The sequence below is a fragment of the Achromobacter sp. 01N37 genome, assembly GCF_056399725.1.
Window position 1 is genome coordinate 1 of sequence record NZ_JBFTRX010000008.1, and the last position, 19709, is coordinate 19709.

Below are 19709 nucleotides of genomic sequence, written 5' to 3' on the forward strand. Positions count from 1 at the left end.
CCGGACATCCGCGTGCCGGACATCCGCGTGACGACTGGAACCACGGCTGGCGGCCCGTGCGCATGCGCCATCACGGCGTGCAGCACACCAGCCAGGAAGAAGACGGCGCGGGCGCGGAACACGGCACGCGCTATCACTACACGGCCGACATCGTGCCCGACAAGGTCGACTGGAAGCCCGAGCCCAGCTACAAACCCTTGGTCGATGGCCCCCAGATCGCCAGCGTGGTCGGGCCACCGAATGAAGAAATCTATTGCGACGCCTATGGCCGCGTCAAAGTGCAATTCCCGTGGGACCGCCTGGGCCAGCACAACGAACACAGCTCCTGCTGGATACGCGTCTCGCAGAACTGGGCAGGCGCGGGCTGGGGCCACATGGCCATTCCGCGTATCGGGCAGGAAGTCATCGTCAGCTTTCTGGATGGCGATAGTTCGCAGCCGATCATCACGGGCCGCACGCACCGGTCGATCAACCCGCCTCCGTATGAACTGCCGCGTCACAAAACGCGCATGACGATCAAAAGCCAGACACATAAAGGCGATGGCTATAACGAGCTGCGTTTTGAAGACGAACGGGATCAGGAAGAGATATACGTGCATGCGCAGAAAGATCAGAACATCCATGTGAACCACAACGAAACCACCTTCGTCGGCCATGACCGCAGCGAGCAGGTGGAGCACGACGAGACCATCGTGATCGGCCACGACCGCAAGGAAACCGTGGGTAACGATGAACAAGTGAACATCGGGCACGACCGGCGTCACGACATCGGCCAGGATGATTTTCTGACGATCGGGCGTAATCACACGGTGATGACGGGCAAGGACCGGACTGAAGATGTCGGCAATAACCGGCGTGACAAGACCGCGGYGAACCACTGGATTGAAACCGGCGGGAATGTGGAACACACGGTGCAGGGGCATCATCAGTTGCACGCGGGTCAGCGGATTGCGCGTAAGACGGTGGTGTATGAATTGCAGTCGGCCCAGCGCGCCGTCATCAAGGGGCCGGGCGGCACGATCACGATTGATGGCGGCGGCATCACGATTGAAGCCGTCGCCATCAAATTCAAGGGGCCAATCAGCCAGCAATCAGGCGGAGCCAGCGCGCCATCCATGGCAGGCGCGCCGAACCCCGGCCTTGCCATGGATAAGCTCTGCGCCATGCGCCCAGATGGCAGTTGCCCGCGCGTGCCCTGCCCCTGCGGCATGGGAGCCGCATGATGCCGCCCATGACGTCGCATCCGGGATGGCCACGCCGCATCGTGCAGCCCGCGCAAGCGCCCAGCGTCGAGACATTGGCGGGTTCGGGCCAAGGGTGGCTGTGGCTGGATGGTGCGCAGGACGCCGATCTGGAAGAACAGGTGGTGGCGTTGACGCCCGGATTTGATCACCACTGGTTATGGCGCGACACCGCGTGGGCCTATTCGTCCCCCGGTTACCGCCACGGGCCGCTGTTGACACCGGTCAATGCCGATCTGCTGCAACGGTTTGTTGAGGACTGGGCACCGCGGCAAATGGGAGTACTGATCTTTGCGCCCGATGATGCTCACGCCAGCCCCCACCTGCAAGCGTTGCACCAGATGCTTGCGCCTGACGGCCTGCCCCTGCGCTTCAACCTGACCGCCACCCGCCAACTGGAAGAGCTATGCGAGGGGCTGGCGCCGCACCGGCTGTCTGAATGGTTCGGCCCGATTCGCGGCGTGATCTGGCGCACGCCCGACGCGGACGGCGCGCAATGGCTGCGCATTGACCTCCCGGATTCTGATGCTGCCGCGTCGATGTCCGGCTATGAGGATATCTACACCCTGCACGACGCCGACGAAGACGCGATCAACCAGGCGAGCTTTGAATGGTTCATGCGCGAAACCGTCCGGCGCACCCTTCCCCCAGACTTCGCGACGACCGATCCCGCGGCGCACGCCAAGTTGCTGCGTCAATTCTCCATCTTCGCGACCGAGGCAGGCCAGATCGGGCTGGTCATCGAACGCGACGTGCGCCACTACATCGGGCTGCGGCTGCGCTTTCCCCAACAGCCTTTCGAGAAGGACACCGAGTTGCGCACGATCTTGGCGCAGCAAACGATTCCGGGCCTGCAACGCTTGCATCACACGGAACAGCGCCTGAATCAGATTCACGCCGTCTCGGCATCAGGACTTGCGACATGACCCACACGTTTCCGGCCTGCCCCAAGGCGCTGCAACCGCCCCACCCCAGCGCCAAGCAATTAGGCAAAGCCATTTCCCCGCCGCCCTGCGAACGGGGCACCCCGCTGTACCCCTTGCGGTATGGCATCACGGACAAGCCCGTTAACGCCGAGATCTTTCCCACACTGACCGCCGCGCTTTACCCCAAACTTGTCGATGGCAAGACATATGGATTGCGCGTGCTGCGTCCGCGCAGCTATGTGTATCTTTTCTTTAGGCAGCACGGGCGCATGTGGACGCGTCATTACCAGGTCACCGACAACATCCGCTTCGCGCCCATCTGGTGGACCGAGGCCGACTACGCCGCCGACGTGCCCGGGCGCGCACAAGCCCCCGACGAAGCCGGCGCGGCGCGCTTTCTGCTGGTGCCGCCCGACGTGGAAGATGACACCGTGCATGTGCGGATCACCGACACGATCCTCAGCCACGCGGCGCTGTGGCGCATCGAGAACGACACCGCAGGATGGCGCAGCCTGCTATCCACTCCGGTGAATTTGGAGCAAGTAGCGCAAGCCAACGTCTTCCCAGCGTCGTTGCTGACCCAAGTGCCGGAATTGGCGCCAGCTCCACAAAACGAACCCAAACCGTATCCGTGGAGCGAAAGCCAGCCGGACACCGACGGCTTTCAATCCATCCTGAACGCCATGAGCGCCGCCGCCCGGCCCCGCAGTGACCTGGTTCCCAAAGCCGTGGCCGTTCATGACCTGGCGGGCCTGCTCAGCGAGCTCAACGTGCTGGTGGGCAGCCGTCTGGATCAGCTTCAAACCTATAGCGCCGACGCCGCGCGCAAGCTCCGCGTATCGAAAATGATCGACGAACTTGGTAGCCTGAAACGACGCGAGGCCGAGCTTTACGCGGAGAAGAACGACGTCATTCGCAGCGCGATACCTGTTAATGACAACGGAGGCAGCGGCAGGGCTGCGCGCGAGAGGTCCTACCAGGCCGGCTTGGCCGCCGAACGCAAGCGTCTTGCCTATGCCCGCAACACGGAGCGCAAGCGGTTTGAAGACGCGCATCCAGAAAAACTCAAGCACCACATCGACGCCGTCACCCGCGCCGCTACCGACCTGTGGACAGTGTTCAACGACCAACGCGAGCAGTTCGACAGGATCATCGCTACCCACGCGCCGGACACGATCGRCCATCTAGATCTGCGTTGCCTGGTCGGCCACACCCTTCCCGCGCTCATCCACTGCAAGGCCGGCAACGATTACCTGCTTGAACAGGTTGGCCCCGCCGGCCCCACCGGCTTGCTGGGACAGGCCGTCTTCGGTACACCGCAAGTTATCAGCTACGCCGAACTCAGCGCGGGCCCCATCCGACAAGCCTCCAGCACCGCGCTGGCCGCCCTGCAAAAAGTCCTGGAAGCTCTGCCCGCCGACGGCGCATCCCATCAGTTGAGCGTCATGCTGGGCGCGCTGGTCGCTCAGGGCCACCTCAGATCCCCCGACGCGTTCTGGACCAGTGTGTACCGCCCCATCATGGAGGTGCTGGACGGCGCAATTGCCCGCGCTCACGACGTCCCCCTGTCCGACGTCGGCAACTGGGTGCGCGACCAAATGGGCATGAAAGGCGTCAACGGCTTCCGCCCGAAAACCGTGGACCGAGCGGCCCATACGCTTGTCACCCTTTACGACACGCAGAACGTACAAGAAAAACTCGCCCAAGTCAGAACGCTGCCGCAGCGTATTCGCTTCTGGCACAACGTCCAGCTGTCGCTAGGTGGCGTCGCGGTGTTTGCCACGGTGTACAGCGCGGGCGAAGCGTTTCGGGCGCTGGGGAAAGAGGACGGACTCTCGCTGGGGAACGCGCTGAATGCAACCGGGCGGGTGCTGGGGGTCAGCGCAGCCGGGGCAGCGATGACGCGGATGCACTTTGAGAAACAGCGGGATCTGGCGAAGTTGCGGGGGGAGTTGAAACTGGCGGAGGCGTTTGACCAAGTAGCCAGGAAGTGGGAGCTTCGGGCCATTGGAGCGGCGGCGTTAGCGGCTATCGCCATTGGCACCAAGGATTGGTGGGAGTCTGCGACGAAAGATGGCCAAACAACTTCGGGCATTAGCTTTGCTAGCGGCTCGGTGCAAATGGCGGCCGGCACCGTTGGTTTGTTGCATTTGGCCGGAAAAAGAAATGCACCATTTCTCGTCAAGTGGGCCGAATCTGGCTGGGCCGCTTTGCGGGCGGGAGAAGCTGTGGCCCGAATGAGTGCCGGCACCATCGGTTGGATACTTCTCGCAGCCGAAGCCCTCTACCTAATCATTCGAAATCTGCACCAAACCGTTGCTGACGAAGCAAAGGTCACAACATGGATCGCCCGCAGCCTCTGGGGCATCCACGGTAAACAAACCCCATTCGCCAGCGACGAAGAAGAACTCCACGAGTTTCATCGCCTGTTTCAAGAACCGACCATCGAAACGGACGTCGCCGTCTTCGGAATCGCTCGCAGCCTTACAGTACTCAATTGGGCCTCTAACGGAGTCGGCCTTCCCGAAGATGCTCGAACCATCACGGTCCGTCTTCCGGGATGGCAACCGCAGATCAGCCACTACATGATCACTCAACAGCAGGCCGCGAATGCGGGAGACTTCATCGGCCCGACCAAGCGCTACGAAGATCCAAAACTGGTCTCCGTTGAGAATGGGGTGGGCATCATCAACATCACAACGAATACGCTGGTCGGGAAAACCAACGTGGAGTACCAACCCAACGGCTTCACCGACGCCGACTTCGTGATGCAAGAAAGCCAGGTATGGTGAAGAAACTTCGCGACATTGATTCTGCGACGGTTCCCGACGCCAAGACTGAGTTCATCCGCCAATGCGCTGCGTTAGATGAGCGCACCGATCACGGCGCGTTGCCCGATATCACCTATGCGATGGACCCGGAACAAGTGCTATTACGCGACGACGTCTCCAATCCAGTGCAATTCAACGATTGCTACATCGAACCCCGAGTCGAAGGTGAAATCACGTTTCTGATGCAACTATCCACCTTAGGCGTTCCATTTTCTCTGCTTACGGTCTTTGTATTAGCGCCCATCTTCGGAGAATTTCATATCAAGGGAGCCTTGATATGCATTCCCTTTGTTCTGTTTTCTGCTCTTTTTCTATGGATGGGGACTGGAATGGCACAGACGCGCGTCCGTTTCAATCGCCAAGCTCAATTGGTGCACGTGATCTACGGAGAAACCGCCTTACATTTGCCGTGGCGTGACGTGCGCCCGTACACCGAATTCGGACACGATTACCGTCTACGGTTGTACTTCCCTGTGCCATATCTTGAAATCATGCGCCTACCATCGGTTGACGCTGGCCGGGTCCGGAAAAGAAAGTACCCCTTTATCGTCGGCGGTGATTTTGATGTACATGACCACCTATTCTTCGACAAAAACCTCCAGCGCCTGGAATTCATCCGACGCTACATGGAAGACGGACTTGCTGCGATTCAACCTGATCCAGAGTGGATAAAGGAAGGAATGTTGCGGGTGCCAACTGGCGACAGCCCTCTGGTCAGAACAGGCAAGCTCAGCGATATCTTCCTTATCTGGGATATCTTCTTCAACCTCATCAGCCTCAAACCCCTCCTAGACCGCTGGATCAAGCACAAAGCCAACTCATTCCGCTGGCCCGAAGAAGTCGAGCGCCTATGCGCGCCCGGCGCTGACCTGTCCGCCTACGACACCCGCCCCGTCAAATCCAGCACCCGCTACTTCTACCGCTACGTCGGCATGGACAAGGGCGTAATCTTTGTCGACCATCGAGGCCAGCAGGTGCAGCCGCGCAGCAGCGGGGCCTAAGCAGCATGGCCATCAAGACACCCCGCGTCATTGACCCTGCTACCGTCCCCGACGCCAAGGTCGAGTTCATCCGCCAATGCGCAGCGCTGGACGCACGTAGCGATCATGCCGCGTTGCCGGATATCACCTACGCCATGGAGCCAGACAGAGTCTGCTTTTTTGACGATGTATCGAACACTGAGCAATTCAACGATCGCTACTTAGAACCAAGAGTGGAAGGCGAGATCACATTCTTGATGCAGGTGTCTACGCTAGGCGCCCCGATGTCTATATTGATAGTGTTCGTGATGGCTCCATTGTTTGGTGAGTTCCACCTAAGTGGAGTGCTCTTTTGCGTCCCATTTTTTCTCATTGCCTGGTTCTTTCTTTATATGGGAACAGCCATGGCGCAAACCCGCGTTCGGTTCAATCGCCAAGCACAACTGGTGCATGTGACTTACGGCAAGGCCGTCGTGCATGTCCCCTGGCGCGACGTGAGACCCTACACGGAGTTCGGTCACGACTATAGATTGCGGCTGTGCTTCCCTGTGCCCTACGTAGAACTCATGAGCCAGCCCGATTTAGACCCAGAACGTGTAAGAAAAAGGAAACTGCCATTTATTGTCGGCGGAGATTTCGACGCGCACGACCACTTATCCCTGGACGGCAACCTTACCCGTCTGGAATTCATCCGCCGCTATATGGAACACGGGCTGGAGGCCATTCAACCCAAACCCGAATGGGTCAACGAAGGATTGACCCRCAAGCCGACGGGCGATGTCGAGTTGATGAACTTGGGGGGGCTTAACAACATCGTGATCGTGTTCCTTTTCTGCTTCAACCTCATCAGCCTCAAACCCCTGCTAGACCGCTGGATCAAGCACAAAGCCAATTCCTTCCGCTGGCCCGAAGAAGTCGACCGCCTGTGCGCGCCCGGCGCAGACTTGTCCGCCTACGACACCCGTCCCGTTAAATCCAGCACCCGCTATTTCTACCGGTACGTCGGCATGGACAAGGGCGTGATCTTTGTCGACTATCGTGGCCGGCAGGTGCAGCCGCGCAGCAGCGGGGCTTGAGCAGCATGGCCACCAAGCCACTCCGCATCATCGACCCTGCTACCGTCCCCGACGCCAAGGTGGAATTCATCCGCCAATGCGCTGCACTTGACGAGCGTATCGATCACGCCGCGTTGCCGGATATCTCCTACGCCATGGAACCAGACACAGTCTGCTTTTTTGATGAGGTATCGGACCCGGCGCAATTCAACGATCGCTATATAGAACCCCGAGTGGAAGGCCAGATCACGTTCCTGATGCAATTGTCCACACTGGGTGTTCCCATGTCACTGCTAATCGTCTTCGTCCTGGCGCCCTTGTTTGGGGAGTTCCACATCAGGGGCGCATTGATTTGCATCCCATTTTTTCTCATGGCCTGGTTCTTTCTTTGGATGGGAACGGGAATGGCTCAAAGCCGAATTCGGTTCAATCGGCAAGCCCAGCTGGTGCACGTGACCTACGGCGATTACGTCGTTCATGTCCCTTGGCGCGATGTCAGGCCATACACCGAGATCGGTCATGACTATCGCTTGCGTCTGTACTTTCCTGTTCCGTATGCCGAAATCATGAGCCAACCTGATTTGGACCCCGAGCGCGTAAGGACAAGGAAAGTGCCGTTTATTGTCGGAGGAGAGTTCGACGCGCACGACCACTCCCTGGACGGCAACCTTACCCGTCTGGAATTCATCCGCCGCTACATGGAACACGGGCTGGACGCCATTCAACCCAAACCCGAATGGGTCAAAGAAGGATTGGTCGATAAACCCACCGGAGACAATCCAGTCGTTCGAACAGGCAAGCTCAGCGACATCTTCCTTATCTGGGATATCTTCTTCAACCTCTTCAGCCTCAAACCCCTCCTAGACCGCTGGATCAAGCACAAAGCCAACTCCTTCCGCTGGCCCGAAGAAGTCGAACGCCTATGCGCGCCCGGCGCTGACCTGTCCGCCTACGACACCCGACCCGTCAAATCCAGCACCCGCTATTTCTACCGCTACGTCGGCATGGACAAGGGCGTGATCTTTGTCGACCATCGCGGCCGGCAGGTTCAGCCGCGCAGTACCGCGGGATGATTGGAATCGGCACCGCGAACCCCGCCCGTGCGCCACACGAGCCCCGCGCTGATGACCAGCGCCAGCGTCAGCAGCCCGCCCGCCATCGCGGCGACGCCCGGCCATTGGCTTGCGGCCCAGAAGTGGCCGCCCCAGGCGCCCAGTACGCTGGAACCCACGTAGTACACCAGCAGGTACAGCGATGCGCCCAGTGCCTTGTAGCCGCGCGCCATCTGGCCGACCCAGCCGCTGGCTACGGCGTGCGCCGCGAAGAAGCCGAAGGTGAACAGCACGATGCCGGCGATCAGCACTCCAAGGGAATCGGACAAGGTCAGCAGCAAGCCCGCCAGCGCCAGGCCGGTGGCGGCGGACAGCATGGGGCCGCGGCCGTGGCGGTCAGCGAGCCGGCCGAAGAACGTCGAGGCGAAGATGCCCACCAGGTACACCACAAAGATGAAGCCGATGAACGTTTGGCTGAGCGAGAACGGCGGCAACAGCAGGCGAAAGCCCACGTAGTTGTAGACCGTGACGAAGGCGCCCATGAGCAGGCCGCCCATCGCGAACAAGGCGCACAGCGGACCATTCTTCATGTGGGTGCCGACACCGGCGCGCATGTCGCCCAACACGCCCGCCCAACCCCGGCCGCGTTGCGGCGTGAAGCGGCGCGACGCGGGCAGCAGCCACACGAACAGCACCGCCGCCACGATACCCAGCACGCCCAACGTGCCCATTGCCGCGCGCCAGCCAAAGTGGTCAGACACCAAGCCCGTGATCACGCGGCCAGACAAGCCGCCGAACGCGCTTCCGCTGATGTACAGGCCCATGACGAAGCCCAGCGTGTCCGGCTCGACTTCTTCAGCCAGGTAGGCCATGGCGACGGCGGGTACGCCGCCCATCGCTACGCCCTGCAAGGCGCGCAGCGCCAGCAGGCTGTGCCAGTCGGGCGCCACGGCGGCGATGGTGCCAAGCACGGCCGACGCGAAGAGTGACAGCGCCATGATGCGTTTGCGCGGCAAGGCTTGCGAAAACAGGCCCACAAAGAAGATCGCAATGGCCAAGAGGCCCGTGCATAGCGACAGAGCCAGGCTGCTTTGCGCGGGCGATACGCCGAACGCGCCGGTGAACATCGGCATCAGCGGCTGCACGCAATACAACAAGGAGAAGGTGGAAAAGCCGGCGGCGAACAAGGCCCACTGGGCGCGGCGCAGCCCAGGCGTGCCGCGCGCCAAGTATTCGGGCGATGCTGCGGTGGGGGAACTGGCAGAGGGGGTAGACATCAGGGTTCTCGAATGACAACGGGCATGTAGCCCGTGCAGTAAAAGTAGACTTTTCCCCTGCATATGTCCAATATATGAAACCCACCCGGCCTATATTTTAAAACGATGGAACTCCGCCACTTGCGCTATTTCACGGCCGTTGCCGAAGAGCTGCATTTCACGCGGGCGGCGGCGCGTCTGGGGATCGGGCAACCGCCGCTTAGCCAGCAGATTCAGCAGCTGGAACGCGAGATCGGCACGCCTCTGTTTCTGCGGTTGCCGCGCGGCATCGCGTTGACGGAAGCCGGCGCGCAGTTTCTGGAAGACGCACGCGCCATTCTGGCCAGCGCGGATCGGGCCATCGACACCGCCCGCCGCCTGGGGCGTGGCGAGCGCGGCGCCATCACCGTCGGCTTTACCGCGTCGGCCGTGTTCCACCCTTACCTGCCGCGCGCCATTCGCGCCTATCGCGACCGCTATCCCGATGTCCGCGTCACCCTCACCGAAAGCAACACCATTTCACTGCTGCGCGGCCTGCGGCTGGGCGAAGTGGATGTCGCGTTTGTGCGGCCCCCCTATTTGCTGGACCCGGAGTTTGAATCCGAACGCGTCCTGGACGAACCCATGCTCGTCGCCCTGCCCCCGGACCACCCCTTGAGCCGGCGCCGCAGCGTGCCGATCGCGGCGCTGGCGGACGAGGATTTTGTGTTGTACCCGCGCCCCATTGGTGCAGGGCTGTACGACGCCATCCAATCCGCTTGCCAGCGGGCGGGCTTTGCGCCGCGCGTCATACAAGAGGCGCCGCAAATGGCGTCGATTGTTAGTTTGGTGGCCGCGGGCGTGGGCATTTCGGTGGTGCCGGCCGCGATGCGGCACATGGGTGCGGAAGGCATCGAATACCGGCCCATCAAGGGCGACGCGCCCCACGCCTTGCTGGACATGGCGTACCGCCGGCACGACCGCTCGATCGCGGCCGTCAACGCCGTCGACATGCTCCGCCGGCTGGCGCATCCGGAGCGCAATTGAGTGCAAGCAAAATTGGGGCGGTATTGCCCTGTCGCGTTTGTCACTTCCTGTAAACCCGCTGAACGCACGGCGGAGTAAATTGGCGCGCTATTGGCGATCCGTCCCTGACAACCGGCACGGATGTCGCGGACCCACTTAACGAATCAACCTTCCTAAAGGTGACCTAGTGCGACGTACCCTCCTGGCCTTGGCCATCGCAACGATTCCTGGCCTGGGCGCGGCGGCCGGGCTGGCCTCTTCCATTGGCGCGGTGACGGTCTACCAGGACCGGGCCGTGGTGACGCGCACCGCCACCAGTGACCTTGCTGCCGGTGAACATGAACTGGTGCTGGAGAACCTGCCCGCCACGCTGCAAGAGAATTCCTTGCAGGTCTCGGCCAAGAGCACCGGCCAGGCGGCGCTGCTTGACGTCAAGGTGCGCGACGCGTTTCTAGCCGACACCCCGAACGAGCGCGTGCGGACGCTGCAGGAACAGGTGCGCAAGCTGGAAGGCCAGTTGGCCGAGTTGGACGATGAAGCCACCGTACTGGACAACCAGCGTGAACTGGTTCTGATGATGCAGCGCGGCGCCACCGAGCCGTCCAAAGACGGTGCGCGCCTGACGCTAGACGAACTCAAAGCCATTCAGACGCTTAGCGCCGACACCCTGAGCAAGACGCTGGCCAGCTTGCGCCAGGTGGCCGAGCGCAAAGCCGTGATGGAACGTGAGCTGAACGCCTTGCAGAGCCAGCTGAATGTCGTGCAGGGGCAATTGAGCCGCCGCACGAAAACGGTCACGCTGCGCGTGAACCTGGCGCGCGCGGGCAAGGTGGATCTGGCCGTGTCGTACGCCGTGGGTGGCGCTCGCTGGACGCCGGCCTACGATGCCCGCCTGCGCCCCGCCGACCGCAATGTCGATCTGGGCTATTTTGGTGTGATCCGCCAGAACACCGGCGAAGACTGGAACAACGTGAAGCTCACGCTGTCCACCGCGCGGCCCGCGCTGGGCGGCGGCGCACCGGCGCTGCAACCGTGGATCATTGACGTGGCGCCCCCGCCCGCGCCGCCGCCACCTCCCCGTCCGGTCGCCGCACCCGCTCCCTCCGTGGCGGGCGAAATGATGCAGAAGCGCATGCGCCCCGCGCCGCAGGCCTATGCGGATGCCGCCATGGCTGAACCCGCGGCCGAGGCGATTGAGGTCACGACATCCCAATTGCAGAACGATGCCACCAGCGCGTCGTTCCAGATCCGGAACCCGGCGACCCTGCCCTCGGACAACACCTCGCAACGCGTCGCGATCGCCAGCGCCAAGCTGCCGGCGACGTTGCAGTACCAGGCCTCGCCGGGCCTGCGTGAAGCGGTTTTCCTGACCGCTCAGGCCAGCAACAACACCGACTTTCCCTTCCTGCCCGGCCCCTTGAACACGTTCCTGGACGACGCGTTCGTGGCCTCAAGCGCCATGAAAGCCGTGATGCCGGGCGAAAAGGTCGAGCTGGCGCTGGGTGCGGACGACGGCATTTCGATCAAGCGCCAGCTGGTCAACCGCTTTACGGAAAGCACGGGCTTTTCGGGTAGCGGAAAACGCGTGACTTACGAATACAAGATCACCGTGAAGAACAATAAGGCAACCAAGGAACAGGTGTCGTTCAAGGATCGCCTGCCCGTCTCCCGCAACGAGAAGATCGTGGTCAAGCTGCTGTCGCCCGCCGACCGCGACGTCAAGCGCGAAGAAGACGGCAAGCTCGTCTGGGAATGGGAAATGGAGCCGGGCAAGTCCCGCGAAACCGTCCTGAAGTTCTCGATCGACTACCCGGGCGATATCGACGTTTCGGGCATCTGAGTACCGCCCTTCAGGGGCGGCACGCAATAAGGCGGCCAAATTCTGGCCGCCTTGTTGCATTCTGGCCGCCTTGTTGCTTTTCAATGGCTGCGGCAGAAATCGATGAAGGCGTCGGCCTCCAGCGGCAGGCACAGCCCGTACCCCTGGGCCACGTCGCAACCCAGCTCACGCAGCAGTTGCAGGTCGCGTTCTTGTTCGACGCCTTCGGCGACCACGCGCCGGCCTAGTACGCGGCCCATTTCGATGGCGGCCGCCACCACCGCGCGCGACGCCGCTTCACGGTGCATGTGCACGATAAAATCCCGGTCGATCTTCAGTTCAGTAAACGGCATGGCCGAGAACAGGCGCATCGACGCGATGCCGGCGCCGAAGTCATCCATGGCCAGTTCGAAACCCCGCACGCGCAACAGATTCAGCACGGACGACAGCGCCAGCCAGTCGTTGACGGGCTCGTCTTCGGTCAGTTCGATCTTTACCAGCCTGGCGGGAAGGCCGGCCTGCGCGACCCGCTTTTCAAGCAGCGCCGCCATGTCGCGCGAGCACAGCGTGGAGGACGACGCATTGATGGCGATTGGCACGGCGATGTCCTCGTCGTGCATGCGCTGCAACACTTCAATAACGCGATCTGTCACCCGAAGGAACAACATCCGGTCCATGCCCAGACGATGCGCAGCCGGCACGAAGTCGGCTGCGGCAATGGGGCCGAGCGTGGGATGGTCCCAGCGCGACAGCGCTTCGGCCGCCAAGACCTCGCCCGTTGACAGGCTCATTTGGGGTTGCAGCACCACGCTCATGCCCTCGCCGGTGATCAGCGCCCGCCCCAATTCCGCTTCGATCACTTCGCGCCGGACCGACTGCTGGCGCGGCAAGGCCACGTCTTCCGCGGCCAGCGCAACCTTGATGGCCTGCTGCATGGCCGTGCGCGAAACCGGTTTGGACAGCGCCTGCGCCGATGGGCAACCGGCCTGCAACGCCAGCCTGACGTGGGACTCCAGCAATTCGTCGGCCAAACTGCTGATCCAGATGATGGGCGGCATACTTTTCACGCGGCCCACGTCCACCAGCCGGCGCAATTCATTGGGCAGGTGCGTGCCATCGCCGTCACTCATGACGATGTCGCTGATCACCAGATCATAGAATTGCCGCCCCAGCGCGCTGACGGCTTCCGTGCTGCTGCCCACGCCCGCCACGCGCCGATAGCCCAACGCCAGCAGCATGTTCTGCAGATATGCGCGTTCGACGGGGTGATCTTCGACCAGAAGAATCCGTCGGGTGCCTCCGGCTTCGGTTTTAGGCATTACGTTCCGTCCTAGCTTATAGGGCGGGGCCTCTGCAGGCAGCCGCTTGAACTTTCCGGACTCAATCCTACGGCATCCGCGTCGACTCTGTCGTGATTGGAAAAGGGTTAATGCAATTTCCGGGCCGATAGGCGTAGGTTTGGGAGCAACTTCCCGCCATCGGCGCGGCCCGTTGTCCGAAGGCAGCGCACCGGCTTCCTCCGGACGGACGCCGCCTTCCGGCGCGCGCGTCGTCCGCCAGTGCGATAATGGACGTCTTTTCGCATCTACGGCACGGAGCATCCCTTGACCCGCATTGACGACCCCCAGCACGACCGCGAGGTCGGCACGGCCGACTCGACCCAGGACAACACGCGCACCGACGACACCCGCATCAGCGCCGTGCGTCCGCTGATTTCGCCCGCGTTGCTGCAGGACGAGCTGCCCGTTTCCCCCGCCATCCAGACGCTCGTCGAGCAAAGCCGCGCCGAAATCGCCGACGTGCTGCATGGCCGTGACGACCGCCTGCTGATCGTCGTGGGCCCCTGCTCCATTCATGACCATGGCCAAGCCATGGATTACGCCCGCCAATTGCGCGCCGCCGTGGACCAGCACAAGAAAGACCTGCTGATCGTCATGCGCGTGTATTTCGAAAAGCCGCGCACCACCGTGGGCTGGAAGGGCTACATCAATGACCCGCGCCTGGATGGCAGCTTCCGCATCAACGAAGGCCTGCGCCGCGCCCGTGAACTGCTGCTGGACATCAGCGGCCTGGGCCTGCCGATTGCCACCGAATTCCTGGACTTGCTCAGCCCACAGTACATCGCTGACCTGRTCRSCTGGGGCGCCATCGGCGCGCGCACCACCGAAAGCCCCAGCCACCGCCAACTGAGCTCAGGCTTGAGCTGCCCGCTGGGCTTCAAGAACGGCACCGACGGCGGCGTGCAGATTGCAGCCGACGCCATGGTCGCCGCCAGCGCCAAGCATGCGTTCATGGGCATGACCAAGATGGGCATGGCCGCCATTTTCGAAACGCGCGGCAACCAGGACACGCACGTGATCCTGCGCGGCGGCAAGCAAGGCCCGAACTACGACGCCGCCAGCGTGGACGCCTGTTGCGCCGCGCTGCGGGCAGCCGGCCAGCGTGAACAGGTCATGATCGACTGCTCGCACGCCAACTCCAACAAGTCCCACTTGCGCCAAATTGATGTGGCCAACGATATCGCCGCGCAGCTCGCCCAGGGCGACGCCCGCATCACCGGCGTCATGATCGAAAGCCATCTTGAAGAAGGCCGCCAGGACTTGAAGCCGGGCCAGCCGCTGCGCCGTGGCGTGTCGATCACCGACGCTTGCCTGGGCTGGTCCCAGACCGAGCCCGTGCTGGACACGCTGGCGCTGGCCGTGCGTCAGCGCCGCGAAAAGGCGGCGGCGTCGCGTTAATGGCATTGCGGCCCCGGGTTTCCGCCTGGGGTTGCAGCTGCGGGGTACCGCCTCGGGGTACCGCCGCGGGTTGCCGCCGCGAGGTACCGCTCCGGTGCCTCCCGCCTTGGCGGTGCTACTAGCGGCGTAGCGCGTAAGGCGCCGGGTCCATATCCGGCGCCTGCCCCGTGATCAAGCTGGCCATCAGCTTGCCGGTCACCGGCCCCAGCGTGAAGCCATGGTGCGCGTGGCCGAACGCCATCCACAAGCCCGGATGCTTGGGCGCAGGCCCGATGACGGGGCGCATGTCGGGCATGCATGGCCGGCACCCCATCCACGGTTCTTTTTCCACGGCCGCCCCCAGCGGCAGCAACTGGCCTGCCAACGCGCGCGTGCGTTGGATCTGGATCGGCGACGGCGGCGCATCGCGGGACGCGAACTCGGCGCCCGTCGTCAACCGCACGCCCAACGTCATCGGCGTCACCACGAAACCGCTATCGATATCCGCCACGGGGTGCGACAAGGTCGCGCCGTCTTCCAGCGCGTAGTGCTGGTGATAACCGCGCTTGACCGCCATCGGAATGCGGTAGCCCAGCGGGCGCAACAGGTCGGCCGACCACGGCCCTAGCGCCACGACCACATCGCGGGCGTCGACCATCCCCTGTACGCTTTGCACCTGCCAGCCCTTGCCCGCCGCCTTCAAACTGCGGGCGTCGCCCCGCACCAATTGGCCGCCGCGCTTCTGGAACAGGGCGGCATAGCCCCGCGTTACCGCGCCTGGATCAGACACATTCACCGGGTCCAACCAATGCACCGCGCCCACCATGCGCGATGACAGCGACGGCTCAAGCGCCGTCAACGCCTGGCGATCCAGCACGCGATAGTTCAGGCCGTAGGGCGACAGGGCTTCGGCTTCGGCAATGGCGCGCGTCATGCCGGCGTCGGTGCGGGCGCCATCGATCCAGCCATTGCGGCGAAACAGGTGGGTGATGTTGGCGTCGTCTTTAAGCGCGTCATGCTCGGCCACGCTGCGTTCGATCAGCGGCAGCATGGCGTCCGCCGCACGCGCCAGCCGGGTGGGAGATGAATGCCACCAGTAGCGCAGCAGCCACGGCGCAATGCGGGGCAGAAAGCGGGGGTGATAGCTCACGTCCGGCGTGTTGTTGCGCGCATAGCGCCACAGGCTGCGCCAGTCACGCGGAAAGGCGTACGGAATGACGCTGGCCCGTTCGATCAGGCCCGCATTGCCGTAGCTGGTTTCTTCACCGGGGCCGCGCCGGTCCAGCAGCACCACGGAACGGCCGCGCGCCTGCAAATGCAGCGCCGTACTCACGCCCACGATGCCCGCGCCTAGAACCACAACGTCTGTTTTCATGCGCCGAATTCTGCGCCAGCCCCACGTGTTCGGCAAGACATTGCGCGCGTAGAATTCGCCATGGCTTTGCATGCTTCATTGTCTATGCCTTAGCGCCATTCCCTAGCGCTATTCCCTAGCGCCACGACCGCCCCCGGACCCGCATCAGGACCGCACCATGCCCCTTCCCCCTTTGCAGCCCGTCACGCTTCACGGCGACATCGTGCGCCTGGAACCCATGGCCCTGCATCATGCCGATGCGCTGGCGGCGGTGGGCCTGCATCCTGAGCTGTGGCGCTTGCAGCCCGAGCCCGTCGCCACGTCCGACGATATGCGGCGTTATGTGGAACGGGCGCTGGCCGGCTGGCGCGACGGGGCCTGTCTGCCCTTTGTCATCGTCCAGCAAAGCACCGGCCAGATCATAGGCGCCACGCGCTATATGGATATTGCGCTGGCGCACAAGCGGCTGGAGATCGGCGCGACCTGGCTGACGCCCGCCAGCCACCGTTCGGGCGCCAACTCGGACGCAAAATTCCTGTTATTGCAGCACGCCTTTGAAACAATTGGTATCATGCGCGTGGTCTTCAAAACGGAATTGAGCAACACGCAGTCGCGGCAGGCCATCCTGCGCATCGGCGGCATCGAAGAAGGCGTGTTTCGCAAGCATCTGATCGCGCAATCGGGGCGCGCCCGCGACATGGTCTATTTCGCCATCCTGGATGACGACTGGCCGTCCGTCAAAGCGCGCCTGATGGCGCGGATGCATCGCTCGGCGTAACCCGCGCGCATTGTTCTTTTCACAGGCGGTTCCGCATTTCTGCAAGCGGCGCCGTCGATGCAGTACCGCAGCACCGGTGGATCATCGGACGCCATTGTCCGCCCCGCCTTTTTCAAGTCAGGTATGGATAGTTCTCCCCTCCTCCCGGCCGCCGGCGCCAAGTCCCGGCACAGCATTTTTATTTACACGGAAGAACAGCGGGGCAACCAGCTGGTCGAATCCCTTGTCATCGGCATGCTGTCGGACATATCGGGTTCCGACAAACTTGTCGTGGCGCAAGACCCGCATAGCGGCCTGAAGTTCATCTATCGCGTCGACCATGAAAGCAGCAATCTGGATGATGCCGCCATCACCGAACACGAGCCAGATGCGTTCAACGGCAAGACGTCCGTGCAGATCAACGCCATGTCGTATCGTCTGGGCACGGCTGAGAACGCGATGAAATTGCTGCGGGGCAAAACGCAGTGGATTCAGGACAAGGGCGCCGTGCTGTCCGTCCTGCTGCAGAACGCGGCGGCACGCAAGACCCGCTTCGCCTCGGCGCGCATCGAACGCGACCGCATGCGCAAGGTGCCACAAGGGGTGCCAGTGGAATACCTGCCTACATAAATCGGATGGCGCCAGTGGAGTGAGTTTTATCCACAATTTCTGTGGATAAAACTCGCCCGCAAGCACGGTGGATGGCCGTTCGGGCGATGCGCAACGGGCTGCGCATTTTTTGATCAGGCGCTGTTTGCGCAGGGCTTGGATCACATCCGTCTGGCTTGCCGCGCCGCCGCATCGTCGATGATGATATTCTCCGCAAACATCAACGATACGAAACGTATCATCCCCGTATCACCCATTCGGCGTTGCCCCCCGCGCAAGCGAACCGTCCCCACACCAAGAAACCCAGCATGTCAGGAGCGAAAAGCGTGTTTGCCCATGGAGCGCTTTGCGTGCACACGCAAGCGGCGACACCGTGACGATCATCGTCGTTGACGACCACGGAGACTGGCGCGACACCATCGCCGAATACATCCACGACCTGGGTCTGGACAAAGTCATCCTCACCGCGGGTTCGCTGGCGGAACTGGATCAGTTGCTGTTGAGCGTCACGCCCGGCATCCTGGTGCTGGACGCCATGCTGCCCGACGGCGATGCGCTGACGCGCGTGTCGCATCTACGCACCACGTATCCGGCGATGGGCATCATCATGCTCACCGGCCGCTTGCTCAGCGAAGACAAGGTGTCGGGCCTGAGCCTGGGCGCCGACCACTACCTGACCAAGCCCGTCAACCTGAATGAATTGGGCGCAACGCTGGTGTCCTTGTCGCGCCGTTTGCGCGTCGTGCCTGCGGCTGACGACGCTCAGTCTGACACCTGGCGCTTTGACCCCGCGCGGCGCATGCTGACATCGCCCGGCCAAGTGTGCGTGGACATCACCGATACCGAAAGCCGGCTGATCGGCGCCCTGATCCAGGCCGCGCCGCTGCCCTTGACGCGCGGGCGTCTCGTTGAAGCACTGGGCGCCAGCGCCGACGCCTACGACACGCACCGCCTGGACGCGCACATGCACCGGCTGCGCCGCAAGCTGCGCGCGCTGGCGGGCGGCGACATCGGCATCCGCACGGTGTATGGCGTGGGCTATGTCTGCACGACGCCGGTGCAGATTGTTGGCAACCTCAAACCCTGATCCGCATCCCATGACGCTTCCCATCCGCCCCCGCCGCTCGGTGCTTTACATGCCCGGCGCCAATGCACGTGCGCTGGACAAGGCCCGCAGCCTGGATGCCGACGCGCTGATTCTTGACCTGGAAGACGCCGTTGCGCCCGACGCCAAGACGCAGGCCCGCGAACAAGTGGCCGCCGCCTTGCGGGAAGGCGGATATGGACGCCGTGAATGCATCGTGCGCATCAACGCACTGGACACGCCCTGGGGCCACGACGACATCAAGGCCATCGCTCAGGCCGGCGCGCATGCGGTGTTGCTGCCCAAGGTGCAATCCGCCGCGCAGCTAACGGCTTTGGCTGATGCGCTGGACGCAGCCGGCGCGCCGCCGGATTTGCCGCTCTGGGCCATGGCTGAAACGCCGTTGGGCTTTCTGCGTTTGGACACGATTGCAGGCGGCCACGCCCGCTTGGCCGCCATTGTCGTCGGCACGTCAGACCTGGTGAAAGACCTGCACGCGCGCCACACGCCTGGCCGCGAAGAAACGTTGCTGGCGCGTTCGTTGGCCGTGATGGCCGCGCGCGCGCACGGATTGGCCGTGCTGGATGGCGTGCATCTGGACTTGCAGGACGACGCGGGCCTGGAAGCCGCGTGCCGCCAAGGGCGCGATCAGGGCTTTGACGGCAAGACGCTGATCCATCCCAAGCAAATCGCCCCAGCCAATGCGGCATTCGCGCCCACGGAAGATGAATTGGCCACAGCGCGCAAACGGCTGGACGCCTGGCGCGCCGCGCAAGCCGCCGGCTTGGGCGTTGCCGTGGTCGATGGCGCCTTGGTGGAAAACCTGCACGCGCAAGAAGCCGAACGGGTGCTGGCGCTGGCCGCCGCCATCGCCGCGGCATAGCTTGCCTTGCCTGCGGCATCGATTGCCTCGCCCGCGGCATCGTTTGCCTTGCCTGCGGCATAGCCGCTCCCACGCGCGGCATCGGCCCGCCTTCCTGGGGCAATTCCGCCCCGTTTTCCACCGCCCGATGCGCCGATGCG

General features: G+C 62.9%; 16 protein-coding genes. 13 read left to right on the forward strand and 3 right to left on the reverse strand.

All coding sequences use genetic code 11. The features are described 5' to 3' along the window. The 6 genes from AC1DSJ_RS17970 to AC1DSJ_RS17995 all read left to right on the forward strand — a co-directional run. The coding region (locus tag AC1DSJ_RS17970; RefSeq protein WP_476760349.1) for a type VI secretion system Vgr family protein at nucleotides 1-1223 on the forward strand (1223 nt) is incomplete at its 5' end. A gap of 8 nt (nucleotides 1224-1231) precedes the next feature. Further along, nucleotides 1232-2167, forward strand: a complete 936-nt coding sequence (locus AC1DSJ_RS17975; RefSeq protein ID WP_441371062.1) for a hypothetical protein — start codon at nucleotides 1232-1234, stop codon at nucleotides 2165-2167. Further along, nucleotides 2164-4959: a toxin VasX gene (locus AC1DSJ_RS17980; protein WP_476760350.1), complete on the forward strand. Its 2796-nt coding sequence runs from the start codon at nucleotides 2164-2166 to the stop codon at nucleotides 4957-4959. The genes AC1DSJ_RS17975 and AC1DSJ_RS17980 overlap by 4 nt, the downstream gene beginning before the upstream one ends. Continuing rightward, a complete protein-coding gene (locus AC1DSJ_RS17985) occupies nucleotides 4953-5999 on the forward strand; it encodes a hypothetical protein (protein ID WP_441371060.1) in 1047 nt (348 codons plus the stop codon). The genes AC1DSJ_RS17980 and AC1DSJ_RS17985 overlap by 7 nt, the downstream gene beginning before the upstream one ends. Nucleotides 6000-6004: 5 nt before the next feature. Beyond that, nucleotides 6005-7054 carry a hypothetical protein gene (locus AC1DSJ_RS17990; RefSeq protein ID WP_476760351.1) on the forward strand — a complete coding sequence of 350 codons (1050 nt, stop codon included), beginning with the start codon at nucleotides 6005-6007 and terminating at the stop codon, nucleotides 7052-7054. Beyond that, a complete protein-coding gene (locus tag AC1DSJ_RS17995) occupies nucleotides 7051-8106 on the forward strand; it encodes a hypothetical protein (RefSeq protein ID WP_441371058.1) in 1056 nt (351 codons plus the stop codon). Before AC1DSJ_RS17990 ends, AC1DSJ_RS17995 begins: the two co-directional genes overlap by 4 nt. Here AC1DSJ_RS17995 and AC1DSJ_RS18000 read toward each other — a convergent pair. Next, nucleotides 8082-9362 (reverse strand): MFS transporter, encoded by a 1281-nt coding sequence (locus AC1DSJ_RS18000; protein WP_441371057.1) that lies wholly within the window; start codon nucleotides 9360-9362, stop codon nucleotides 8082-8084. The genes AC1DSJ_RS17995 and AC1DSJ_RS18000 overlap by 25 nt on opposite strands. 105 nt (nucleotides 9363-9467) lie before the next feature. Here AC1DSJ_RS18000 and AC1DSJ_RS18005 point away from each other — a divergent pair, with 105 nt between their 5' ends. Beyond that, nucleotides 9468-10367 carry a LysR family transcriptional regulator gene (locus tag AC1DSJ_RS18005; protein ID WP_342067372.1) on the forward strand — a complete coding sequence of 300 codons (900 nt, stop codon included), beginning with the start codon at nucleotides 9468-9470 and terminating at the stop codon, nucleotides 10365-10367. Between the two features lie 166 nt (nucleotides 10368-10533). Further along, nucleotides 10534-12186, forward strand: coding sequence for a mucoidy inhibitor MuiA family protein (locus AC1DSJ_RS18010; RefSeq protein ID WP_441371056.1), 1653 nt, complete (start codon nucleotides 10534-10536; stop codon nucleotides 12184-12186). A gap of 80 nt (nucleotides 12187-12266) precedes the next feature. On the opposite strand, the gene AC1DSJ_RS18015 is transcribed toward AC1DSJ_RS18010, so the two are convergent. Further along, nucleotides 12267-13484 (reverse strand): EAL domain-containing response regulator, encoded by a 1218-nt coding sequence (locus AC1DSJ_RS18015; protein ID WP_441371055.1) that lies wholly within the window; start codon nucleotides 13482-13484, stop codon nucleotides 12267-12269. 285 nt (nucleotides 13485-13769) lie between these two features. Between AC1DSJ_RS18015 and AC1DSJ_RS18020 the strand changes: the two genes are divergently transcribed. After that, complete coding sequence (locus AC1DSJ_RS18020; protein WP_476760352.1) at nucleotides 13770-14903, forward strand: 3-deoxy-7-phosphoheptulonate synthase; 1134 nt, start codon at nucleotides 13770-13772, stop codon at nucleotides 14901-14903. Nucleotides 14904-15021: 118 nt separating this feature from the next. On the opposite strand, the gene AC1DSJ_RS18025 is transcribed toward AC1DSJ_RS18020, so the two are convergent. Beyond that, nucleotides 15022-16257 carry an NAD(P)/FAD-dependent oxidoreductase gene (locus AC1DSJ_RS18025; RefSeq protein WP_175168963.1) on the reverse strand — a complete coding sequence of 412 codons (1236 nt, stop codon included), beginning with the start codon at nucleotides 16255-16257 and terminating at the stop codon, nucleotides 15022-15024. Nucleotides 16258-16414: 157 nt separating this feature from the next. Between AC1DSJ_RS18025 and AC1DSJ_RS18030 the strand changes: the two genes are divergently transcribed. The 4 genes from AC1DSJ_RS18030 (at nucleotide 16415) to AC1DSJ_RS18045 (ending at nucleotide 19569) form a co-directional block, all read left to right on the forward strand. Continuing rightward, on the forward strand, nucleotides 16415-17014 hold the full coding sequence (locus AC1DSJ_RS18030) for a GNAT family N-acetyltransferase (protein ID WP_441371054.1): 600 nt from the start codon (nucleotides 16415-16417) through the stop codon (nucleotides 17012-17014). Nucleotides 17015-17137: 123 nt separating this feature from the next. Beyond that, entirely contained in the window at nucleotides 17138-17623 is a 486-nt protein-coding gene (locus tag AC1DSJ_RS18035; protein WP_476760353.1) for a hypothetical protein, read from the forward strand. A 352-nt stretch (nucleotides 17624-17975) separates the two neighbouring features. Next, nucleotides 17976-18689: a response regulator transcription factor gene (locus tag AC1DSJ_RS18040; protein WP_054422424.1), complete on the forward strand. Its 714-nt coding sequence runs from the start codon at nucleotides 17976-17978 to the stop codon at nucleotides 18687-18689. A gap of 10 nt (nucleotides 18690-18699) precedes the next feature. Next, nucleotides 18700-19569, forward strand: coding sequence for an HpcH/HpaI aldolase/citrate lyase family protein (locus AC1DSJ_RS18045; protein ID WP_441371053.1), 870 nt, complete (start codon nucleotides 18700-18702; stop codon nucleotides 19567-19569). Nucleotides 19570-19709: the final 140 nt, after the last annotated feature.

What these genes read in the sequence shown, in the direction of transcription:
- AC1DSJ_RS18030 (WP_441371054.1), top strand. Translation starts at nt 16,415, where the DNA reads ATGCCCCTTCCCCCTTTGCAGCCCGTCACGCTTCACGGCGACATCGTG.
- AC1DSJ_RS18045 (WP_441371053.1), top strand. Translation starts at nt 18,700, where the DNA reads ATGACGCTTCCCATCCGCCCCCGCCGCTCGGTGCTTTACATGCCCGGC.
- AC1DSJ_RS18035 (WP_476760353.1), top strand. Translation starts at nt 17,138, where the DNA reads ATGGATAGTTCTCCCCTCCTCCCGGCCGCCGGCGCCAAGTCCCGGCAC.
- AC1DSJ_RS18015 (WP_441371055.1), bottom strand. Translation starts at nt 13,484, where the DNA reads ATGCCTAAAACCGAAGCCGGAGGCACCCGACGGATTCTTCTGGTCGAA.
- AC1DSJ_RS17975 (WP_441371062.1), top strand. Translation starts at nt 1,232, where the DNA reads ATGACGTCGCATCCGGGATGGCCACGCCGCATCGTGCAGCCCGCGCAA.
- AC1DSJ_RS18000 (WP_441371057.1), bottom strand. Translation starts at nt 9,362, where the DNA reads ATGTCTACCCCCTCTGCCAGTTCCCCCACCGCAGCATCGCCCGAATAC.
- AC1DSJ_RS18005 (WP_342067372.1), top strand. Translation starts at nt 9,468, where the DNA reads ATGGAACTCCGCCACTTGCGCTATTTCACGGCCGTTGCCGAAGAGCTG.
- AC1DSJ_RS17985 (WP_441371060.1), top strand. Translation starts at nt 4,953, where the DNA reads ATGGTGAAGAAACTTCGCGACATTGATTCTGCGACGGTTCCCGACGCC.
- AC1DSJ_RS18025 (WP_175168963.1), bottom strand. Translation starts at nt 16,257, where the DNA reads ATGAAAACAGACGTTGTGGTTCTAGGCGCGGGCATCGTGGGCGTGAGT.